Annotated in this window: 18 protein-coding genes and 1 pseudogene; 7 read left to right on the top strand and 12 right to left on the bottom strand. The window is 58.4% G+C overall.

Annotation, left to right across the window (positions count from 1 at the left end; all coding sequences use genetic code 11):
* Positions 1–428, top strand: a pseudogene (locus NW840_RS09895) (hypothetical protein); the annotation flags it as partial.
* Positions 429–1688, top strand: coding sequence for a precorrin-6y C5,15-methyltransferase (decarboxylating) subunit CbiE (gene cbiE, locus NW840_RS09890; RefSeq protein ID WP_414343955.1), 1260 nt, complete (start codon positions 429–431; stop codon positions 1686–1688).
* A gap of 46 nt (positions 1689–1734) precedes the next feature.
* Here cbiE and NW840_RS09885 read toward each other — a convergent pair whose 3' ends face one another.
* Positions 1735–2337: an NYN domain-containing protein gene (locus tag NW840_RS09885; protein WP_414332504.1), complete on the bottom strand. Its 603-nt coding sequence runs from the start codon at positions 2335–2337 to the stop codon at positions 1735–1737.
* Positions 2338–2639: 302 nt separating this feature from the next.
* On the opposite strand from NW840_RS09885, the gene sfsA reads away from it, so the two are divergent.
* The 3 genes from sfsA (at position 2640) to xth (ending at position 5515) form a co-directional block, all read left to right on the top strand.
* On the top strand, positions 2640–3359 hold the full coding sequence (gene sfsA, locus NW840_RS09880) for a DNA/RNA nuclease SfsA (protein WP_414343952.1): 720 nt from the start codon (positions 2640–2642) through the stop codon (positions 3357–3359).
* Between the two features lie 98 nt (positions 3360–3457).
* Positions 3458–4717, top strand: a complete 1260-nt coding sequence (locus NW840_RS09875; protein WP_414343949.1) for a GTP cyclohydrolase II — start codon at positions 3458–3460, stop codon at positions 4715–4717.
* 12 nt (positions 4718–4729) lie between these two features.
* Positions 4730–5515: an exodeoxyribonuclease III gene (gene xth / locus NW840_RS09870; RefSeq protein ID WP_414343946.1), complete on the top strand. Its 786-nt coding sequence runs from the start codon at positions 4730–4732 to the stop codon at positions 5513–5515.
* A gap of 157 nt (positions 5516–5672) precedes the next feature.
* On the opposite strand, the gene NW840_RS09865 is transcribed toward xth, so the two are convergent.
* From NW840_RS09865 to NW840_RS09855, 3 genes are all read right to left on the bottom strand, one after another.
* Entirely contained in the window at positions 5673–6095 is a 423-nt protein-coding gene (locus NW840_RS09865) for a Spy/CpxP family protein refolding chaperone (RefSeq protein ID WP_414343944.1), read from the bottom strand.
* 109 nt (positions 6096–6204) lie between these two features.
* Entirely contained in the window at positions 6205–6555 is a 351-nt protein-coding gene (locus tag NW840_RS09860; RefSeq protein ID WP_414343942.1) for a hypothetical protein, read from the bottom strand.
* Positions 6552–7106, bottom strand: a complete 555-nt coding sequence (locus tag NW840_RS09855) for a sigma-70 family RNA polymerase sigma factor (protein ID WP_414343941.1) — start codon at positions 7104–7106, stop codon at positions 6552–6554. The genes NW840_RS09860 and NW840_RS09855 overlap by 4 nt, the downstream gene beginning before the upstream one ends.
* A gap of 307 nt (positions 7107–7413) precedes the next feature.
* Here NW840_RS09855 and NW840_RS09850 point away from each other — a divergent pair, with 307 nt between their 5' ends.
* Entirely contained in the window at positions 7414–8346 is a 933-nt protein-coding gene (locus NW840_RS09850) for an ABC transporter permease (protein WP_414343940.1), read from the top strand.
* A gap of 81 nt (positions 8347–8427) precedes the next feature.
* Positions 8428–9096, top strand: coding sequence for a peptide-methionine (S)-S-oxide reductase MsrA (gene msrA / locus NW840_RS09845; RefSeq protein WP_414343958.1), 669 nt, complete (start codon positions 8428–8430; stop codon positions 9094–9096).
* A gap of 16 nt (positions 9097–9112) precedes the next feature.
* Here the strand turns inward: msrA and cysW are convergent, their stop codons facing one another.
* From cysW to NW840_RS09805, 8 genes are all read right to left on the bottom strand, one after another.
* Complete coding sequence (cysW, locus tag NW840_RS09840; protein ID WP_414343939.1) at positions 9113–9940, bottom strand: sulfate ABC transporter permease subunit CysW; 828 nt, start codon at positions 9938–9940, stop codon at positions 9113–9115.
* On the bottom strand, positions 9930–10742 hold the full coding sequence (gene cysT, locus NW840_RS09835; RefSeq protein ID WP_414330111.1) for a sulfate ABC transporter permease subunit CysT: 813 nt from the start codon (positions 10740–10742) through the stop codon (positions 9930–9932). The genes cysW and cysT overlap by 11 nt, the downstream gene beginning before the upstream one ends.
* A 6-nt stretch (positions 10743–10748) precedes the next feature.
* A complete protein-coding gene (locus NW840_RS09830; protein WP_414343938.1) occupies positions 10749–11792 on the bottom strand; it encodes a sulfate/molybdate ABC transporter ATP-binding protein in 1044 nt (347 codons plus the stop codon).
* A 174-nt stretch (positions 11793–11966) separates the two neighbouring features.
* Entirely contained in the window at positions 11967–13007 is a 1041-nt protein-coding gene (locus tag NW840_RS09825; protein ID WP_414343937.1) for a sulfate ABC transporter substrate-binding protein, read from the bottom strand.
* A gap of 141 nt (positions 13008–13148) precedes the next feature.
* Positions 13149–15935: a GNAT family N-acetyltransferase gene (locus tag NW840_RS09820; protein ID WP_414343936.1), complete on the bottom strand. Its 2787-nt coding sequence runs from the start codon at positions 15933–15935 to the stop codon at positions 13149–13151.
* 10 nt (positions 15936–15945) lie between these two features.
* On the bottom strand, positions 15946–18576 hold the full coding sequence (gene adhE / locus NW840_RS09815; protein WP_414343935.1) for a bifunctional acetaldehyde-CoA/alcohol dehydrogenase: 2631 nt from the start codon (positions 18574–18576) through the stop codon (positions 15946–15948).
* A gap of 92 nt (positions 18577–18668) precedes the next feature.
* Complete coding sequence (locus NW840_RS09810) at positions 18669–19079, bottom strand: OsmC family protein (protein WP_414343934.1); 411 nt, start codon at positions 19077–19079, stop codon at positions 18669–18671.
* 182 nt (positions 19080–19261) lie between these two features.
* A partial coding sequence (locus NW840_RS09805; RefSeq protein WP_414343932.1) for a radical SAM protein occupies positions 19262–19756 on the bottom strand: 495 nt, incomplete at its 5' end.

Genomic DNA, 19756 nt, shown 5'->3' with positions numbered 1-19756 from the left:
CCGAGCGCTTTGAGGCCCAGATGGCCGAAATGCGGGCCGAGCAGCAACGATCTGCCGAGCGCTTTGAGGCCCAGATGGCCGAAATGCGGGCCGAGCGGCAGGCTATGGAAGCCCAACTCCAGACCGAAATCCAGGAGATCAGGGCGTTGATCCAACAGAACCAGGAGCGGATTCGACAGAACGAAGAGCGGGGAGACGAGCTGGAGGTGGCCATACAGGAGTGCCGCCGAGATATGCAGGCTGGGTTTGCCGAACTGAGGGAAGCGCAAGCCATGATGATGGAGCAATTTCGGGAGCGCGATGGCCGCCTGATCGAGGCTCAACTCAGCTTTATTCGGGAGATGCGGGAAATGCAACGGGAAGTGGCGGAGCTGCGACTGGATTTTCTCAATCACATGCGCCAATACCACCCACCTGTCGAACGTTAAATGGCTACGGCAGCACCTGGGCGGTCACCTCAGCTTGCGGTCGTAGGGGTAGCGGGGGATGGCTCTGTGGCTTCCTGGGGGATCCCCCCCCTTTCCCAAGCCAGGGTTTTGGCAGGAGCCCCTCATCTGCTCCGGCACTTTACCGATCATCCGGCCCGCAAGATCCCGCTCACCGGGCCGGTGGAAAGTTGGATCCCGCTTTTGCAGCAGGAGATGGCTCAGGGATCCCTAGTTTTGTTGGCCAGCGGGGATCCGCTTTTTTTCGGGATCGGGCGGCTGTTGACGGAGTATTTCCCAGCGGAGCGGTTGGCCTTCTATCCGCAGGTGAGCTCGGTGCAGCTGGCCCTGAACCGCCTGCAGATCCCCTGGCAGGAGGCGACCATCCTCAGCCTGCACGGGCGGGGAGTGGAGCGGTTGGAAGCCGTTCTCAAGCAGGGATCCCCTGTGATCGTGGTGCTCACCGATCCGGAGCATACACCGACCGTCTTGGCCCAGTTCATTGCCGACCTGCGGCTGCCGGTGCGTTACCAAGCCTGGGTCTGTAGTCAACTGGGATCCCCTCAAGAACAGGTCGTGCCCCTCCAAGAAGGGGAAGACGCCGTTTTCCCCAGCCCCAACGTTGTGGTGCTGCGACGAGTAGAGCCGGAGCCAGATCCCCATCGCTGGCCTTTGGTCGGGATCCCGGACGACCAGTTCTACACCTTTCCCGACCAGCCCGGCTTGATCACCAAGCAGCCCATCCGCCTGCTCACCTTAGGATCCCTGCAGCTCCCCCAGGAGGGCGTGGTGTGGGATATCGGTGCCGGCACCGGCTCGGTGGCCATCGAAATAGCCCGCCTCTCTTCTCGGCTCCAGGTCTATGCTGTCGAGCGCAACGCCATGGGCATCTGCCTGATTCGGCGCAACCGGCAACGCTTTGGACTGGAGAACCTGCAGGTGATCCCGGGGGCAGCCCCCCAAGTGTTGGCCGACCTGCCAGATCCGGATCGGGTGGTGCTGGGCGGTGGCGGCAAAGGGATCCGCGACCTGCTGCCGGTGGTGGAAGCCCGCCTGCGGCCTGGAGGGATCTTAGTGGCCAACTTCGCTACCCTAGAAACCTGCAGTGAAGCCCTGCAATGGCTGCGTTCTCGGGGCTGGCAAGTTCGAGTAGATCACGTTCAGATCTCCCGCTCTGCCGTCCTGGCCGAGGGCACCCGCTTTGCCCCCCTGAACCCGGTTTACCTGCTGCAAGGGATCCCTTCAAATTGGAAAGCCCAGTAAGCCCCCTGTTGCTCTGCTTTCCCTTCTCCCTGTGGGGGAGGGAAAGTCATCCCTCGTCCTCCTCATCGGCGGTGAACCCCGGTCGGTACAGGTAGGCGGAGGAGGGACGGTTGGTCTTCTTGATTTGGTCTTTGATGGATTCCAGGTCGATGTAGCGATCCGCCAAGTTGATCAGTTGATCGCTGGTCATGGAACGCAGGCTGACCACCTCCACTCGTGCCCCTTGGTAGCTAACGGCATTGACCGCATAGGCCAAGTCTCCATCGCCGCTCACCAGCACAGCCGTCTCATACCAGCGCACCAGCGACAGCATATCCACGGCAATTTCCACATCCAGGTTGGCTCTCTTGGATCCATCGGGCAACTGGGTTAGCTCTTTGGTAACCACGCGGTAGCCATTGCGGCGCATCCAGAGCAAAAACCCCTGCTGCTTTTCGTTGTTGCGATCGACGCCGGTGTAGAAAAAAGAGCGCAAAAGGGGCGACCGACCACTCAGCGTCTTCAGCAGGCGGGTGTAGTCGATCTCAATGCCCAGTTGCAGAGCGGCATAGAACAGATTGGATCCGTCGATGAATATGGCCACACGCCCACGGTTGTCCTGCAAGGGATCCGCAGGCTGAAAGCCGGGATCAGGATCAAGACGCAGCATTCGGGTTTTCTTCTCCAAGTTTTGACAAAAGGGCAGAAAAAAGAGGTGTTAAATGGGTTTAATCGCCAATACAGCTCTTTCCGGCAGCACTGACTACAGCTAATGCAGACGCCTCTCTTGTGCGATAGGGATCTTACTGCTTCCCAGAGTGATCTGCAGAATTCCCATGAAGTCGGAAAAAGCCGTAAAAGGCTGCCCCAAGCCTTGGGACACATGATTCACCCTAGCGCAGGAGAGACGATCCCCGGAGAAGATTTCCAAAATCCTAAAGAAAAATACCTACGAAAGGAGAGGCTTTGCGGATGGAGTGCAGGGATGGGCCGGTGCCTTACCGCTTTTCGAGCCCCTTGCACAGAGGGGTGCTGCGCAGCCGCTACAAGCGGTTTTTGGCCGATGTGGAGCTGGAAAACGGGCAACAGATCATCGCCCATTGCCCCAACACAGGGCCGATGAGTGGGGTCTGTCAGGTGGGGGCACCTGTGTACCTCTCCCATCACCCAGAGCCGAAACGGAAACTGGCCTACACCTGGGAGATGATCCAGGTGGATGGGGTATGGGTGGGGATCAACACCAGCTTGCCCAATCGCCTGGTGGACTGGGGGCTGGAGCGAGGGTGGTTTCCTCAATTGGCAGGGTTTTCTCGCCGGCAACGGGAGGTGACCTGCGGCAAGAGCAAAATCGACTTTCTGCTGACAGGAGACTCTGGCTCGGCCTATCTGGAGGTGAAGAACACCACCTGGGCCAAGGGATCCCGTGCGCTGTTTCCCGATACGGTGACCACTCGCGGCCAAAAACACCTGGAAGATTTGATCGCGGTGCGCCAACAGGGTCAGCGTGCCCTGCTGATGTACTGGATCAATCGCGCCGATTGCACCGAGTTTGCCCCCGGCGAAGAACGGGATCCCCGCTATGCCCGTCTGTTTCGTGAGGCCCTGCAGGTCGGGGTAGAGATGTTGCCCTATCGGGTCGAGGTTTCGCCGACAGGGATCCGACCCTTGGGTTTGGCCAAAATCGTTGTCTAAGCACCCCAAAAGAAGGGGCAAGCTCTCTTGAAATGGCTGGGGATCGCCTATAATTCTGTTTTCTCCAGATTCTTCCATTTTCCAGGCATTTGAGGACCATGAGCGAACCTTCCTCCCGTCCTCATCACATTGTTCTCACCTCCCATCCCTCCCCTTATGGGACGCAAGCCCAGCCGATTCGCTGGGGATCCTTGGATCCACTGCAGCGGGGGCCGGTGGTGGGTAGCCTGACCAATCTTGCCCATCGCAATGTCATCGGCACCCATGCGGGAGCCTACGCTGTCTATCGGGCATTGGCTGTGGCCAGTGGCTCTTTGCAGGCGGATCACCGCGCCGATTTAACCAATACTGCCCCGGTGGTGTCGATTGGCCCTCACCCAAGCTGGGGAGATCCAGACCGGATTGTGTCCTTGGATCCCTGGGGAGCGGTTGTGGGAGAAGTCTTTGCCCCCCTCTATGCCCAGGGCTACGACATTCGTCCCACCATTGCCATTACCCAGGCCCACATCCACATGCCCGAACTGCAGGAGGCGGTCAACAAAGGGCGGTTGCGGGTGGATGGCCGGATCCTCAAAGACAACGGCAGCCTGGTGGTCACCAAAGCCGCAATCGAGCCGGTCTGGTACCTGCCGGGGATCGCCAAACGATTGCAGGTGAGCGAAAGCCTGCTGCGCCGCACCCTCTTCGAGCAAACGGGAGGCATGTTTCCAGAATTGGTGACCCGTCCAGACCTATCGGTGTTTTTGCCGCCCATCGGTGGCCAGACGGTGTACATCATCGGGCAAGTGGCTGCCATCACCGACCCGGCCTTGCCCCTGGCGGTGCGGGTTCACGACGAATGCAATGGTTCCGATGTGTTTGGCTCGGATATTTGCACCTGCCGCCCCTACCTGGTGCATGGCATTGAGGAATGCGTTAAGACGGCCCAGGCCGGTGGAGCCGGGGTGATCGTGTACCTGCGCAAAGAAGGCCGCGCCTTGGGGGAGGTGACCAAGTTCTTGGTCTACAACGCCCGCAAGCGCCAGGAAGGAGGGGATCGGGCCGATGCCTACTTCGCCCGTACCGAGTGTGTGGCAGGGGTGCAAGACATCCGGTTTCAGGAGTTGATGCCGGATGTGCTCCATTGGCTGGGCATAACCCGAATCGATCGCCTGATTTCCATGAGCGACCTCAAGTATCGAGCCATCACCAACTCCGGCATTGAGGTTCTGCAGCGGGTGCCCATCCCAGAAGAGCTGATCCCGGCGGATGCCCGTGTGGAGATCGAGGCCAAAAAAGCTGCCGGCTACTACACCGAGGGGGAGGTGCTGGATGCGGAGCGGCTGGCCCAAATCCGAGGAAGAGCCTTGGTGGAGTGAGCGGGATCCCTCATGCAAGTGGCTACCTGGAATGTCAACTCCATTCGCACCCGGCTGCCTCAGGTTTTGGCTTGGCTGGACAGCCAGGGATCCCTGGATGTGCTCTGCCTGCAGGAGACTAAGGTGGTGGATGAAGACTTTCCCCGGGCGGCCTTTCAGGAGCGGGGCTTTCATGTGGAGGTCTACGGGCAAAAGTCCTACAACGGTGTGGCTCTGATCAGCCGGGATCCCCCGGAAAAAGTAGAACGGGGGTTTGGTGCGCTGCTGCCTGCGGCGGCAGATTTGGACGAGCAAAAGCGGCTGATGAGCGCCATCTACCGCGGGATCCGTATTCTCAACCTTTATGTGCCCAACGGTTCTGAGGTGGGATCGGAAAAATACGCCTATAAATTGCGCTGGCTAGCCACGCTGAAGGATTACCTCGCCGTTGCCCTGAGCCAAGGGGATCCCATCCTGCTCTGCGGGGACTTTAACATTGCCCTGGAAGATCGGGATATTTATGATCCCCAAAAAGCGGGAGAAATCATGGCTTCCGAACCGGAGCGACAAGCCCTGCGGGAGATCCTGGCTTTAGGGTTTGAAGATGCGTTTCGCAGGTTCACCCCAGATCCCGGCCATTTTAGCTGGTGGGACTATCGCTCGGGGGGGTTTCAAAGGAATCGCGGCTGGCGCATTGATCATCATTATCTGTCTCGTGAGCTACAGGAGAAAGCCACCGCTTGCTGGATCGATGTTGAGCCACGGCGGGCCGAAAAACCCAGCGATCATGCCCCTGTCATTGTTGCCCTGGATATTTAAGCGCCTTGTTATAGTCATTTCAAGCTAGGTTGAGACACTCCCCAAACGCTCCCTGCCACTGCCTTCACCCCTTCTCTCAGAGGAAGAGGGGAGCCAGGCGGAAATGTTTCATTCCTGTTTAAATGACCATAACAGCTCATACCAACCAGCCATCCAATTAAAATGGAGCGGCCTCTTCGAGAATTTTCAGCAGGTGTTGCCGCTGTTCTGAGCTGAGGACCTGTCGCATTTCCAGAACTGCCTCAAAACGTTTGGCATTTACTTCTTGGCTTAGCTGTTGTACCCGCTGAAATTGAGCTGCCACTTCTGACTCAGGGGCATCGCCGACCAGCAACTCCCGCAATCGACCGCGGGCTGCCCTCAACTCCAAAATGCGCTCCAACAACTCTTCCTGTTTGCGGTGGCGGATCTGCTGCAATTGCCGCAACTGCTCGTCGGAGAGGTTCAGCTCCCGCAAATTGCGAGCAAAGGGGCGGCGCAAATCCATCATTCGCAGGGGGCGGGGTTGGCCCATCACCGGTTCACCCAGGGATCCCAGGTAGAGTGGCAAAATGGGGATCCAAATCCAAGCATTTCTCATGGTTCTTTGCAGGCTTTTTCTAAGAATCTGACCAAGAATCTGACCAAGGTCTCAGAAGTCTCAGCGGTGTAATGGTCAATGAAGGGGGATATTCGTGAGGCTGATGGATTTAGGATCCCTCTGGATCGCGTTCTATCCACCAAGTTTCGGTTTCTGTTCCCTCTGGGCTCAGCAAGCTTCCCCAAGTGCTCACCAAAAAACTTTCTAGGGCTTCGGTCTCCTGGGCCACCACCTGTACCTGCCAGCGCTGATAGCCAATCCAGCCCAGCAAAGCGCCCGCCAAAAGGGAGATGCCAACCCAACGCCAAGGGTGCTTGAGCCGGCCATGAAGTGGATGAGTCGCCACAACTTGAAGGATCTGCTCCTCCAGCCCAGAGGCCGCAGGGGGAGGGAGGGGGCGATATTGACGCAAAAAGTGGCGCAGCCGCTCGTCTGCTAGGGGGTTGGGGTGCTCACTCATGGGGTAATGCCCTCCTGAAGTAGGTGTTGACGGATGGTGGCACGGGCGTGAAACAGCCGGGACTTCACCGTTCCCACCGGGATCCCTAAAATCTCGGCAATCTCTTTCTGGGGCAGATCTTCTAGGTCGTGCAGAATCAGAACCATTCTGTGTTCAGGGCTAAGCTGAGCCATGCTTTGCTGTAGAGCCTGTTGGTAGTGCAAGTGCATCAGGTCGGGGCCAGGGTGAGCGATATCCGATCTGAGGGCCAGGTTTTGGGTTTGGGAGTGTTGCCGGGCGCAGCGCCGTCGCTGATCTGAGGCCACATTCCAGCAGATGCGATACAGCCAAGTGGAAAACTGGGCCGAGCCGCGAAACCGAGGCAACCCTTTCCAGGCACGAATAAACACTTCCTGTACCAGGTCATCCAAAAGATCGGCTCCACACAAGGGATAGAGGATATTCCGTACCGACTGCTGGTATTTGCGGTAGAGTTGGCGAAAGCTCTGGCTGTTGCCGTTGAGGCAGCGCTGGATCAGCTCCCAATCGGATGTATCCTTTGCCGCCTGCACGAGAGGACGCTCCCTTGTTCTCAACCTTGCTTTGTCTGACTCCCAATGCCCCCAAAAGGTTCAAAGGATCCCTGTCTACGATGGCCCTCCACTTCCCGCCAAGCAAGATACTGGCATCTTCGGATTGCATTCCGATTGCCGTTTTCCCTCAAAGGATACCCGCCGGCAGGTGTAGACAAGCCAATCCCTCTTGCCTGTTCGCACTTTCTCAATCCCAATTCTGTTGAATTCTATTGGCTCGTCGACCTACAATTCCAATAACACCAAAAAGAGGGAATGAAAAGCTGATCTTCATGCCTGCCTGGCCATGGCCAAAACAACTCAGATAACCGATAAACCCGATCTGTTTGGATTCCTCTATCGTCACCCGACGCTCACCCTTGCCATTCTGTTGGGGCCACCTCTCATTTGGTTGCTGGTCTTTTACTTGGGGCCGCTGCTGGCGCTGCTGCTGCAAAGTTTTTATCATCTGGATCCCTTTACCGGCCTGATCCTGAGAAAGTTGACTTTGGCCACCTATCGAGAGCTGCTCACTCCGGCCAATGTGGATATCTTTGTCCGCAGCTTGACTATGGCTTTGGCAGTGACCCTAGCTGCAATTGTGTTGGCTTTTCCTCTGGCTTATACCATGGTCAGACTGGCCTCTCCTCGCTGGAAGGACTTTTTGTACTTGTTGGTGCTCCTACCGCTTTGGTCTAGTTATTTGATTCGGGTTTATGCCTGGAAGTTGATCCTGGCCAAAGAAGGGATCCTTACCTATCTACTCACCCATGTGGGCCTACAGGGCTGGGTGGAAAAGATTTTGCAGTTGCCCGGGATCGGTGGGCCATCGCTGGCTGTATCCAACTTGGGTATTTTCTTGGTGTTTCTCTATGTTTGGCTGCCCTATATGATTCTGCCGATCCAGGCGGCTTTGGAGCGAGTGCCCGATAGCTTAATTGAGGCTTCTGCAGATTTGGGAGCTCAGGGTTGGCAAACGTTCCGCCATGTTACTCTTCCCCTCGCCTTGCCAGGGATCCTGGCCGGGTCGGTCTTTACCTTTTCCTTAACGCTAGGAGATTTTGTGGTGCCTTATTCTCTGGGCAATTCCAGCTATTTCATCGGGCAGGCAGTTCTCGCCTTTCAGGGCACCTCTGGCAACATTCCCTTGGCGGCAGCCTTCACGGTTGTGCCGATGGGGATCATGATCGTCTATCTGCTAGTGGCCAAGCGGCTGGGGGCTTTTGAATCGGTGAGCTGATCCGATCAAGGATTTTTCCAACACATGAGGAGCCAACTGAGCTAGGCTGGTAAGTGTTAACGAATGTATCGGGCTGTCCCTATGGTGCTCTTTGGCTTTGGCAAACTTGGCAAGAAACTGTCCCTACCCAAACCGGAAGAAGCCTTGCCGGGCCGGGCCGAGCCGATGGTGATCGTGAATCGGCATTTTGTCAACGGCAATCCGCTGCAGCCGCCTTTTCCCGAGGGCATGGAGCTGGCCATGTTCGGCATGGGCTGCTTCTGGGGGGCAGAGCGCAAGTTTTGGCAGGTGCCAGGGGTGTTCAGCACAGCGGTGGGCTACGCTGGCGGGTTTACCCCCAACCCCACCTATGAAGAGGTCTGTACTGGCCTGACTGGCCACAACGAGGTGGTGCGGGTGGTTTACGACCCAGCTCAGGTCAGCTATGCCCAACTGCTGAAGGTGTTTTGGGAAAATCACGACCCTACCCAGGGGATGCGCCAAGGCAATGATGTGGGCACCCAATACCGCTCCGGCATCTATGTGTATTCTCCGGCGCAGCGGGAGCTGGCGGAAAAAACCCGCGATCTCTATCAGCAGGCCCTGACCGCCCACGGCTACGGCCAGATCACCACCGAGATCTTAGACGCGCCTGAGTTTTACTACGCCGAAGACTACCACCAGCAATATCTGGCCAAGAATCCGCGCGGCTACTGCGGCCTGGGGGGCACTAAGGTTTGTCTGCCAGAGATCCTCACCGAGCCCGTCTGATCCACACCCTGACGGATCAAAAGATCCGGCGGGAATGGGATCCCCGCTCAAGGAACTCCCTAGCCACTAGGGTTACCACCGCCAGCAAGGAGAGCACCACCGCCGCCGCATAGGCTGAGCCGGTGGCATAACTGCGGTAGGCATCTTCCACGAACAGGGGCAAGGTCTGGGTGCGGCCAATGATGTTGCCGGAAACCACAGCCACAGCGCCGAACTCCCCCATGGCGCGGGCATTGGTCAAGATGACGCCGTACAGAAGGCCCCAGCGGATGTTGGGCAGGGTGATTCTCCAGAAGATCTGCCAGGGGGTCGCCCCCAGCGTTTTGGCGGCTTCTTCCTGGTCGGTGCCTGCCTCCTCCAACACCGGCAACACTTCCCGCGCCACAAAAGGAAGGGTGATGAAAGCCGTTGCCAACACAATGCCCGGAAATGCAAAGATAACCCTCCAGGATCCCAGCCAACCCTGACGCCCGAAGATGAGCACCAGCATTAGGCCAGCCACCACCGGGGAAATGGAAAAGGGCAAGTCGATCAGGCTCAGGAGCAGGGCCCGCCCCGGAAAACGCCGATGAGCAATGGCCAAGGCAGCACAGAGGCCGAAAAAGGTATTGAGGGGCACAACGACCAGGGCGGTTAGCACCGTCAACCGCAGGGCACTGAGCAACTCCCGCTCCGTCAGGCGATGGAGAAAGGCTGGGATCCCTTCTCGAAACGCCTGATAGAAGATGTTCACCACCGGGATCCCGAGCAGCAGCGCGATGTAAAGCCCGACGATCCCGATCAACAGGCCCGACAGCCATGTTGAGGGCTTCGGTTTGACACCTGCTACCTCGTCAGGTTTCATGGCGACTTCCCCAGGCTTGCAGAAGATTAATTACCACCAGCGACAGGAAAGAGATCCCCAACATCACCGTTCCGATCACCGTTGCCCCAGCATAGTCGTGTTGTTCCAGCCGCTGAATCACCAGCACCGCCGCAATCAAGTCCCGAAAGGGAATGCTGGAAGCGATGATCACCACAGAGCCGTATTCCCCCACGGCGCGGGAAAACCCCAGGGCTACCCCGGTGAGCACCGCCGGCAGGATCTGGGGCAGCACCACGCGCCGGAAGGTCTGAAAGCGGGAAGCCCCCAAACTCCAGGCTGCCTCTTCCACATCTTTCTCCAGCTCCTGCAACACCGGCTGCACCGTCCGCACCACAAAGGGAAAAGAAATAAACAGCATCGCCACCCCCACCCCCAAGCGGGTAAAGGAGATGCGGATCCCCAAGGGGGCCAAAAGGGATCCAATCCAGCCGTTGCTGCTGTAAACCGTCGCCAAGGTGAGGCCGGCTACCGCAGTCGGCAGAGCAAAGGGCAGATCGATCAACCCCTCTAGGAGCTTTTTGCCGGGGAAGGCGTAGCGCACCAGCACCCAGGCAGTCAGGGTGCCCATCACGCCGTTGATCAGGGCCGCCAGCAACGCGGTTACAAAAGTAACTTCATAGGCGGAGAGGGCCACGGGATCCGTCGCGATCCGCCAAAACTCCGCCCAGCCCACGCTGCTGGACTTGGCAATCAAGGCAGCCAGCGGCAGAACCAACATCAAGAAGAGATAGCCCAGGGTCAGCCGCCACGGCCAAGACAGTTGAGACAAAGCTTGCAGCAACGTTTCTCAAGCTCCCACCGGCATTGCGGTCATCTCGGTTTTTTTGACGGGAAAGGCTTTCACCACCTTGGGGCGCACATAGACCTGCTGCCCCACCTGCAGGGGTTGGTTGGCATATTGCTCGCGGCTGAGATGGGCCCACAGGGATCCGCCATCGCTAAGAATCAGCTCCGCCTGAATCTCCCGACCCAGGTGGATGATCTCCTTAACGCGGGCAGAAACACCACTGCTGCCGGGGTTGACCTCAATCTGCACATCGTGGGGGCGCAAAAAAAGCTGATGCGGGCCGGCCTGCACCTCGGGAAGCTGGCAAAAGAGTTGGGAGCGGGGAGAAAGCTCGTTGACCGGGCCGACAAAGCTCATCACAAAGGGTGTAGCTGGATGGTCATAGATTTCTGCCGGGGATCCCACCTGTTCGATCCGCCCCTGGTTCATCACCACGATCTGATCCGCCACCTCCATGGCTTCCTCTTGATCATGGGTTACAAATACCGTTGTCACATGCACCTCATCGTGCAGGCGCCGCAACCACTTGCGCAGCTCTTTGCGGACTTTGGCATCCAGGGCCCCAAAGGGCTCATCCAACAGCAACACCTGCGGCTCCACCGCCAAAGCGCGGGCCAGGGCCACCCGCTGCCGCTGCCCCCCAGAGAGTTGAGAGGGGTAGCGATCCCCGAACCCCGATAGCTGCACCAGCTCCAGCAGCTCATCCACCCGTGCCCGAATCTCGGCCCGTGAAGCCTTGCGGATCTCCAAGCCAAAGGCGATGTTCTGCCGCACCGTCATGTGCTTGAACAGGGCGTAGTGCTGAAAAACAAAACCAATGTTGCGCTCCTGGACGCTGGCATGGGTAGCATCCCGCCCGGTGAGGGAAATCCGCCCCGTATCCGGCTTTTCTAGGCCGGCAATCAGGCGCAGCAGGGTGGATTTGCCAGAACCCGATGGCCCCAAGAGGGCAACCAGGGATCCCGTGGGAATGGTGAGATCGGTGGGGTGAAGGGCCTGAAACTGCCCAAAACGCTTCGATACCCCTTCGATGGTGATACCCATAGGTTCTGCCTAGCTAGTGGTTTGCCTGAGAAGTTGCTGGATGGTTGCCGGCTGAGTCTTCTGGAGAGGGTGAGGGAAGTTAAACCCGCGGCTAATCTACGGTAAACCTGTCAACAAACCGTTGATATAGCTCCCAAGATAACTTGAATGGGGATCCAAAACAAGGGAGACTCCCTACAACTGAGCTTGGATGCGGTCAAACAAGGCCCCATCGGCAAAAAAGCGGCTTTGGACAACCTCCCAGCCTCCCAGGTCGGCGACGGTAACCCGCTTCTCAACAGGAGGGTACCGCCAGGCAAACTCTTGGGCCACCGTCGGCTCCACCGGGCGAAAGCCCACCTCGGCAAAGGCCCGCTGCGCTTCTGGGGTGAATAGGTAGTCCACAAAGGCTTCGGCCACGGCACGGGTACCTTTGCGATCCACATTGGCATCCACCACGGCTACGGGGTTGTCGATGGAAATGTTGGGGTCGGGCACCACATAGGACAGGGATTGGCCGCGCAAGCCCGCCAGGATCACCTCATGTTCGTAGGTAATCAGGGCATCCCCTTGCCCTTTTTGGAAAAAAACATCGGTGGCCTCCCGCGAGTCCCGCGGCAAAATGCGGACATTTTTGTAGACCTGGGTGGTGAAGGCCAGGGCCTGAGGTTCAGGGACAGCGCTCCAGAGGGCTAAAAAGTTCCAGCGGGCGCCCCCTGAGGTCTTGGGGTTGGCGGTAACCACCTGCAAGCCGGGCCGAGCCAGATCCGGCCAAGAGCGGATCCCCTGGGGGTTGCCCTCCCGCGTTACAATTACTGCCACCGAGCGGGTGACGATCCCTTGGTTGGGGGTACGGGCTTCCCATCCCGGCTGGATGAGACCCGCAGCCACGAGGCGCTCCACATCCAAAGCCAGGGCCAAGGCCACCACATCGGCATCCAGCCCGTCGATGACCGCCCGCGATTGCGTTGCTGAGCCACCGTAGCTGCTTTCTACGCGCACCCGTTGCCCCGTTTTAGCCAGCCAATCGGCCTCAAAAGCAGGGATGATCTGCCGGTAGGCATCCCGCGTCACCGCAAAAGAAGCGAGGAGGATCCTGACTTCCCCCTGCAATCCCCCCCCTCGGCCACAGCCGCCAAGGCCAAGCAGAAGGCAGAGCAGCAGGGATCCCATCCCCAGCCACCGTCCCCCGCTCGCCAGCAGCCTCTGGATCCTGCCTGTCTTTGTAACCTCCATAGCCGTCCTCAAAACCTCGGGCCGCCCTCGCCCCCAGCCTCTCTCCGACAGAGGGGCTCCGCTTGCTGTAGGCGGAAGGAGCAGGCCCTTGTTCCTATTCTACGGTAAGCCGGTCGGCAAACCGTTTTTATTTAAGGATCCCTAGGCAGGACAGGGGGTGGGGATCGCCGCATCGACAGCGAGATCCAGCGTGGCCTTGAGAATGCCAGGATCCTCTGGAGAAGGGCGCAACTGAAACCCCAGCCGCTGACACAGGCGGCGCATGGCCTCGTTTTCGCAAAGAACCTCGCCGGTGAGGTGCTGGATCCCTTCGCAGCGGGCCACCTGAATGAGGCGGGTCAACAGCTCTGTGCCAATCCCTTGCCGTTGGTAGGGATCCGCCACCAGCATGGCAAACTCTGCTTCTTGGGGAAAGCCATGTTTTCTGGAGAGGCGGCTGATGCCGAGGATTAAGGACTTCGTCCCGCTGGCGCGATTGGCCTCTGGCTCCTGTTTTTCTGCTACTAAGGCAATCTCGCGGTCGTAATCGTTAAAGCAAATGCGGGTAAGGCGCTCGTGGGCGATGCGGGCGCTGTATTTGATCGGGTGGAAGTAGCGCAGATAGACGCTGTAATCGGAGACGTGGCGGTGAAAATCGATCACCAAAGGCTCGTCTTCAGGGCGAATGGGGCGAATGGTGATGCCGTCCCGGAAGCTCCAGATGTACTGGGTGGGATAGGGGCGGATGGCCAAGGGCACCTGGGGATCCTGCTCGGTTCGCAAAATGACGCGGGCATCCAAAGCCAGCAGGCCCTCGCTGGAAACCAGCAGCGGATTGATGTCGATCTCTTTAATCTCCCGCTGCTCGGCCACCAGTTGGCTAAAGCGCACCAAGAGCTGTTCCAGGGCCTCCAGATCGACAGCTGGGCGTCCGCGTACCCCCCTGAGGGCCTTGTAGATGAGGGTGTTTTCCATCAGGCGCCGCGCCAAGGTGGTGTTGAGGGGGGGAAGGCCAATGGAGCGATCCTGAAACACCTCCACCAGTTGTCCGCCACTGCCAAACAGCAACACCGGCCCAAACTGGGGATCCTGGCTGCTCCCCAGGATCAGCTCATAGCCATCCGTGTCCACCATCGGCTGCACCGTGACCCCCTGGAAGTGCTCCGGCCCCGCTTTCTCGCTGACGTTGCGGAGGATTTGCCCGAAGGCCCGGCGCACCGCCTCAGCATCGGGCAGGTTGAGCTGCACGCCGCCCACATCGGTTTTGTGGGTGAGGGTGTGGGAGTAGAGCTTCACCACCACCGGGTAACCCATGGCCTCGGCAGCTTCCACTGCTGCTTCGGGGCTCTCGGCCACCCGCGTCGGCACCACGGGGATCCCGTAGGCGGCCAGGATTTCCTTAGATTCGACCTCCGTGAGAAGCGTGCGGCCTTCCCGCCTCGCCTGGGCAAGGGTTTGCTGCACTTTTTCCTGCTCCACTGGCCTGGTGGGAGCCAGGGTGGGGGTTTCGTAGAGGGCCTTGAGGTTGTCACTAAAGCGCCACAGATGGCTAAACACCCGCGCCGCTTGATCCGGGTAGCGGTAGGTGGGGATCCCGGCTTGGTTGAGGATGTGCTCGCCCGCATCCACGCCAGCTCCCCCCATCCAACTGGCCAGAATGGGCTGCCGGGATCCACTGCGCCGCCAGGTCTCCACCACTTTCTCGGCAGTGGCCGTGGGATCCGTCATGGCTTGGGGGGTGAGGATGACCAGGCAACCCTGGCTGCCGGGATCTTGCAACACCACTTCCAAAACTTGGGCAAAGCGCTCCGGATCGGCATCCCCCAAAATGTCAATGGGATTGCCGTGGCTCCAGTGGGGGGGCAAGATCCGCTCAAGCTGCTCCAGGGTTTGGGGAGAAAGCTCGGCCAGGGATCCCCCGGCGCGGATGAGGGCATCGGTGGCCAGCACCCCTGGCCCGCCGGCATTGGTGAGGATGGTCAGGTGAGGGCCCTGAGGACGGGGCTGTTTGGCCAGCACCTCCGCCAGGTCGAAGAGATCTTCAATGTGATCCACCCGCAGCACGCCGCAACGGCGGAAGGCCGCATCCAACACTGCGTCGCTGCCGGTGAGGGAGCCCGTGTGGGAAGCGGCTGCTTGGGCTGCCGCCTGGGTGCGTCCGGCCTTGATGGCAATAATGGGCTTGCTCAGGGCCACTTCGCGGGCCGCCGACAAAAAAGAGCGAGCATCCCCGATGGATTCCATGTATAGGACGATGCTATGGGTGTGGGGATCCTCGCCCAAGTAGTCGATTAAGTCTCCCCAGCCCACATCCAGCATCGATCCCAGAGAGATAAAGGCGCTGAAGCCCACATTTTCCTGCAGGCTCCAGTCCAGGATCGAGGTGCACAGGGCCCCACTTTGGCTGATGAAGCCCACATTGCCGGGCCGGGCCATCTGGGCAGCAAAGGTGGCGTTTAAGCCCGTGTGGGGGTTTTGGATCCCTAGGCAGTTGGGGCCAATCAAGCGCAGCTTCCCAAGGACTCCGTCCCGCTGACGCGATTGGATAGTCTGCTGAATTTGCTTCTCCAGCTCCCAGCCAGCAGGGCCCGTTTCCTTGAAGCCTGCTGAAAGAACAATGGCGCCCTTGACCCCGGCTTCTACGCACTCCTGCACCACCTTGGGCACCCCCGCTGCCGGAATGGCGATAATGGCCAGATCCACCGGCTCCGGCAGAGCGGACAGCCGCTCGTAGGCCCGGATCCCCAACACCTGGTGCCGCTTGGGATTGACCGGGTAAACCGTGCCGCCAAAGGGGTGGCTAATGAGGTTCCACAACACCGTCCGCCCCACGCTGCCCTCCCGCTCCGTGGCCCCCACCACCGCCACCGAACGGGGCAGAAAAATGGGATTCAGGGGATGGGATCGGGCCCTCCAGATATCCACACTGGGATCCAGTCGTTGCCACATACCCTACTCCTTAGGCCAACACTGGTTCCGGCTGGTGGTAGAGGGCAGAATCCACCCGGCAGCCCCGATAGGCCAAAACGTACAGCTCCTTCATGTCTTGAATGAGGGGATAGCGGGGGTTGGCGCCGGTGCATTGGTCGTCAAAGGCTTGCTCCGCCATCGCCTCCAGACGGTCGTAAAACTCCCGCTCTTTCTCCCCCAGGGCCTCGCGAATGGTGGCCGGGATCCCCAGTTTCCGCTTGAGCTCTTCGATGGCCTCGATGAGGCGCATGACCTTTTCATCGTCATCCGCCCCGCCCAACTGCAGGTAATCGGCAATTTCCGCGTAGCGGTGCTTGGCGTTGGGATAGCGGTATTGGGGAAAAATGGCCTGCTTAAAGGGGGCGTCGGTGGCGTTGTAGCGGATGACGTGGGTAATCATCAGGGCATTGGCCAGGCCGTGGGGCAGATGGAAGGTGGATCCCAGCTTGTGGGCCAGGGAGTGGCACACCCCCAAAAAGGCGTTGGCAAAGGCCATGCCGGCAATGGTGGCGGCGTAGTGAACTTTTTCTCGGGCTTCTGGATCTGCAGCACCTTTTTCATAGGCCCGCGGCAGGTAGGTCATCAGGAGCTTGATGGCCTGCAGGGCCAGCCCATCGGTAAAGTCGCTGGCCATCACCGACACATAGGCTTCCAGAGCATGGGTGAGGGCATCGATGCCGCCGTAAGCCGTTAGCTTCTTGGGCATCTTTAAGGTGAGATCCGGATCCACAATGGCCATGGTGGGGGTGAGGGCGTAGTCCGCCAGGGGGTATTTGATCCCCACCCGGTCATCGGTCACTACGGCAAAGGGCGTCACCTCGGATCCCGTGCCGGAAGTGGTGGGGATGCAGATGAGCTGAGCTTTTTGCCCCAGTGGCGGCAGCTCGTAAACCCGCTTGCGGATGTCCATAAAGCGCATCGCCAAGCCATCAAACTCCACCTGGGGCTGCTCGTACATCAGCCACATCACCTTGGCCGCATCCATCGGGGATCCCCCACCGACCGCAATAATCACATCCGGTTGAAACTGGCGCAACTGCTCCAGACCGCGATTGACGTTGCTGAGGGTGGGATCCGGCTCTACATCGTGGTACACATCCCAGCTCACGCGAATCTCATCCAAAACCTGGGTGATGGGATGCAATATGCCCAACTCAAAGAGCGGCTTATCGGTCACCAAAAAGGCGCGTTTTTTGCCGGCCAATTCCCGCAGAGCAATAGGCAGACATCCGGGCTTGAAGTAAATCTTGGGCGGGATCCGAAACCAGAGCATGTTTTCCCGACGTTGGGTTACCGTTTTAATGTTGAGCAGGTGGCGCGGCCCCACATTCTCGGAGATCGAATTGCCTCCCCAAGTGCCACAGCCCAAAGTCAGAGAGGGATCTAGCTTGAAGTTGTAGAGATCCCCAATGGCCCCTTGTGAAGAGGGAGTGTTGATCAAAACTCGACCGGTTTGCAGGGCATTTTCAAAGTAGGCAATATCGTCCCGATTGGCGGGATCTGTATACAAAACAGAGGTGTGTCCCCGCCCGCCGAAATTGACCAGTTGGACAGCAACATCTACGGCGCTGTGGAAATCGTTGGCGCGGTAGAGGGCCAGAACAGGGGCCAATTTTTCGTAGGAGAAGGGCTCCTCCGGCCCCACCTTCTCCACTTCCCCAATCAGCAGTTTGGTGCCTTCGGGTACCTGGATACCGGCCAGGGCAGCGATGGTCTGCACCGACTGGCCCACAATGGCCGGATTGAGGCGACCGTCTTTGAGAAGGATGCGGCGCACGGCTTCGATTTGTTCCGGATCCAAAATGTAGGCCCCCCGATGGCCGAACTCGGCCTTGACCTGCTCGTAGATGGCATCCACCACCACCACTGCCTGTTCTGAGGCACAGATCATGCCGTTGTCGAAGGTCTTGCTCAACAAAATCGAGCTGACAGCCATGGGAATATCGGCACTGGCATCGATCACTGCCGGGGTATTGCCCGCTCCCACCCCCAAAGACGGGTGGCCCGAAGAGTAGGCCGCTTTAACCATGCCAGGCCCGCCGGTAGCCAAGATCAGCTTCACCTCAGGATGCTGCATTAAGGCCTGAGAAAGCTCGATGGTGGGCTCGTCGATCCAGCCGATCAACCCCACAGGAGCGCCCGCTGCCTCGGCAGCTTCTCTGACCACTTTGGCCGCGGCAATGGTGCATTGTTTAGCCCGCGGGTGGGGAGAAAAGATAATGCCGTTGCGGGTTTTGAGGGTGATCAGAGCCTTGAAAATGGTCGTTGACGTGGGGTTGGTTACCGGCACAATACCTGCCAAAAGACCCACCGGTTCAGCAATGCGCTCGTAGCCAAAGCTCTCATCCCACTCGATAACCCCGCAGGTTTTCTCGTGTTTGTATTTGTTGTAAATGTATTCCGAGGCAAAGTGATTTTTGATCACCTTGTCTTCCACAATACCCATGCCGGTTTCCTGTACCGCCAGCTTGGCCAACGGGATCCGTTCGTTGTTGGCAGCCAGAGCGGCTCTGTGAAAAATCCGGTCTACCTGTTCTTGGGTGAAAGTTGCGTATTCAGCTTGGGCAGCCTTCACCTGTTGGATCAGGGTTTCCAACTCGGCTAGATTGGTTACTGGCATCGGTGGATCCCTCCAAAACTCATCAAGACTTAGACGATAGGAACAATTGACAATCGGATAGTTGGAAATAGTCGAATAACCCGAATGGCAATCTAGGCGCCAACAGGAGCAGGAACTTGGATTTCGGTGGTCAGGGTGGGGGGATGGGTGAGCGTATTGTGAATGATGCAGGCATCAACTGCTTTTTCCAGCCCCTTTTGATGCCTTCCGTCCAGCGGGATCCCAGTTTTTACACGAATGTGAATGTTGTCTAGGCGAGCCGGATGCTCAACTTTCTCCGCCGTGACCACCACCTCTAGTCCACTGGGATCCAACTGCCGAGCTTCCAGATATTTGACGGCATAAAAACCAACACAGGCGCCCAGAGAAGCCAGAAACCATTCCGGCGGCGTCATTCCCTGATCTCGACCGTGATTGTCCAAAGGCTGGTCGCTGAGAATGCGGTGCCCTCGGCTTTCCGCTTGGAACTGAACACCATCGCGGTAGGTGACGCAAACTTCCATTGGGGATCCCTCCTCTTGGGGTATTCTTCAGTTCACATAGAGTCCGTAAAGTTAGCCTGGGGATCAACTTGGATTCCAGTCAGCTCAGGGCCAATCTGGAGACGGTGCAGAGATTAACTGTGAATCACTTCGGATCTAAGCGTGACCTGGCTATGCTGACCCAAGCCGCAACTGCAGAATTGTCAAATAGCTACCAGTCCTTGATCCCGAAAGATTTGTAAGGCGTGATTCACCTGTTCGGGTGTGGGTGGATCGACATCGGCAAGGGTGTAAGGCAATCCCAATTGCTGCCATTTGTATTCCCCCATCTTGTGAAAGGGCAAAACTTCCACTCGCTCCACGTTGGATAAGGTGGCCACAAACTCGGCCAGACCCTTAATGTTTTCCTCGGGATCCGTCAAGCCGGGAACCAGCACAAAACGAATCCAGGTAGGCTTGTGGATCTGGTCTAAATAGCGGGCCAGATTAAGAGTGGGTTCTAGCGAAACGCCGGTGACCTTTCGATACAGCTCCGGCAGATAAGACTTGATATCCAGCAACACCAAATCTGTATGCTCCAACACAGGCTTGGCTGCTTCCAGTTGCCCATAGCCAGAAGTATCCAAAGCCGTGTGCAAGCCCAACTCATGGCAGCGACGGAAGATCTCGGCCACGAAGTCAGGTTGCAGCAAAGGCTC

Origin of the sequence: Synechococcus sp. R5-13 (assembly GCF_047462015.1) — a bacterium.
Classification (GTDB): Bacteria; Cyanobacteriota; Cyanobacteriia; order Thermostichales; family Thermostichaceae; genus Thermostichus.
The sequence above is the reverse complement of the archived record's forward strand: the minus strand, read 5'-3'. Positions and strand labels throughout refer to the sequence as shown.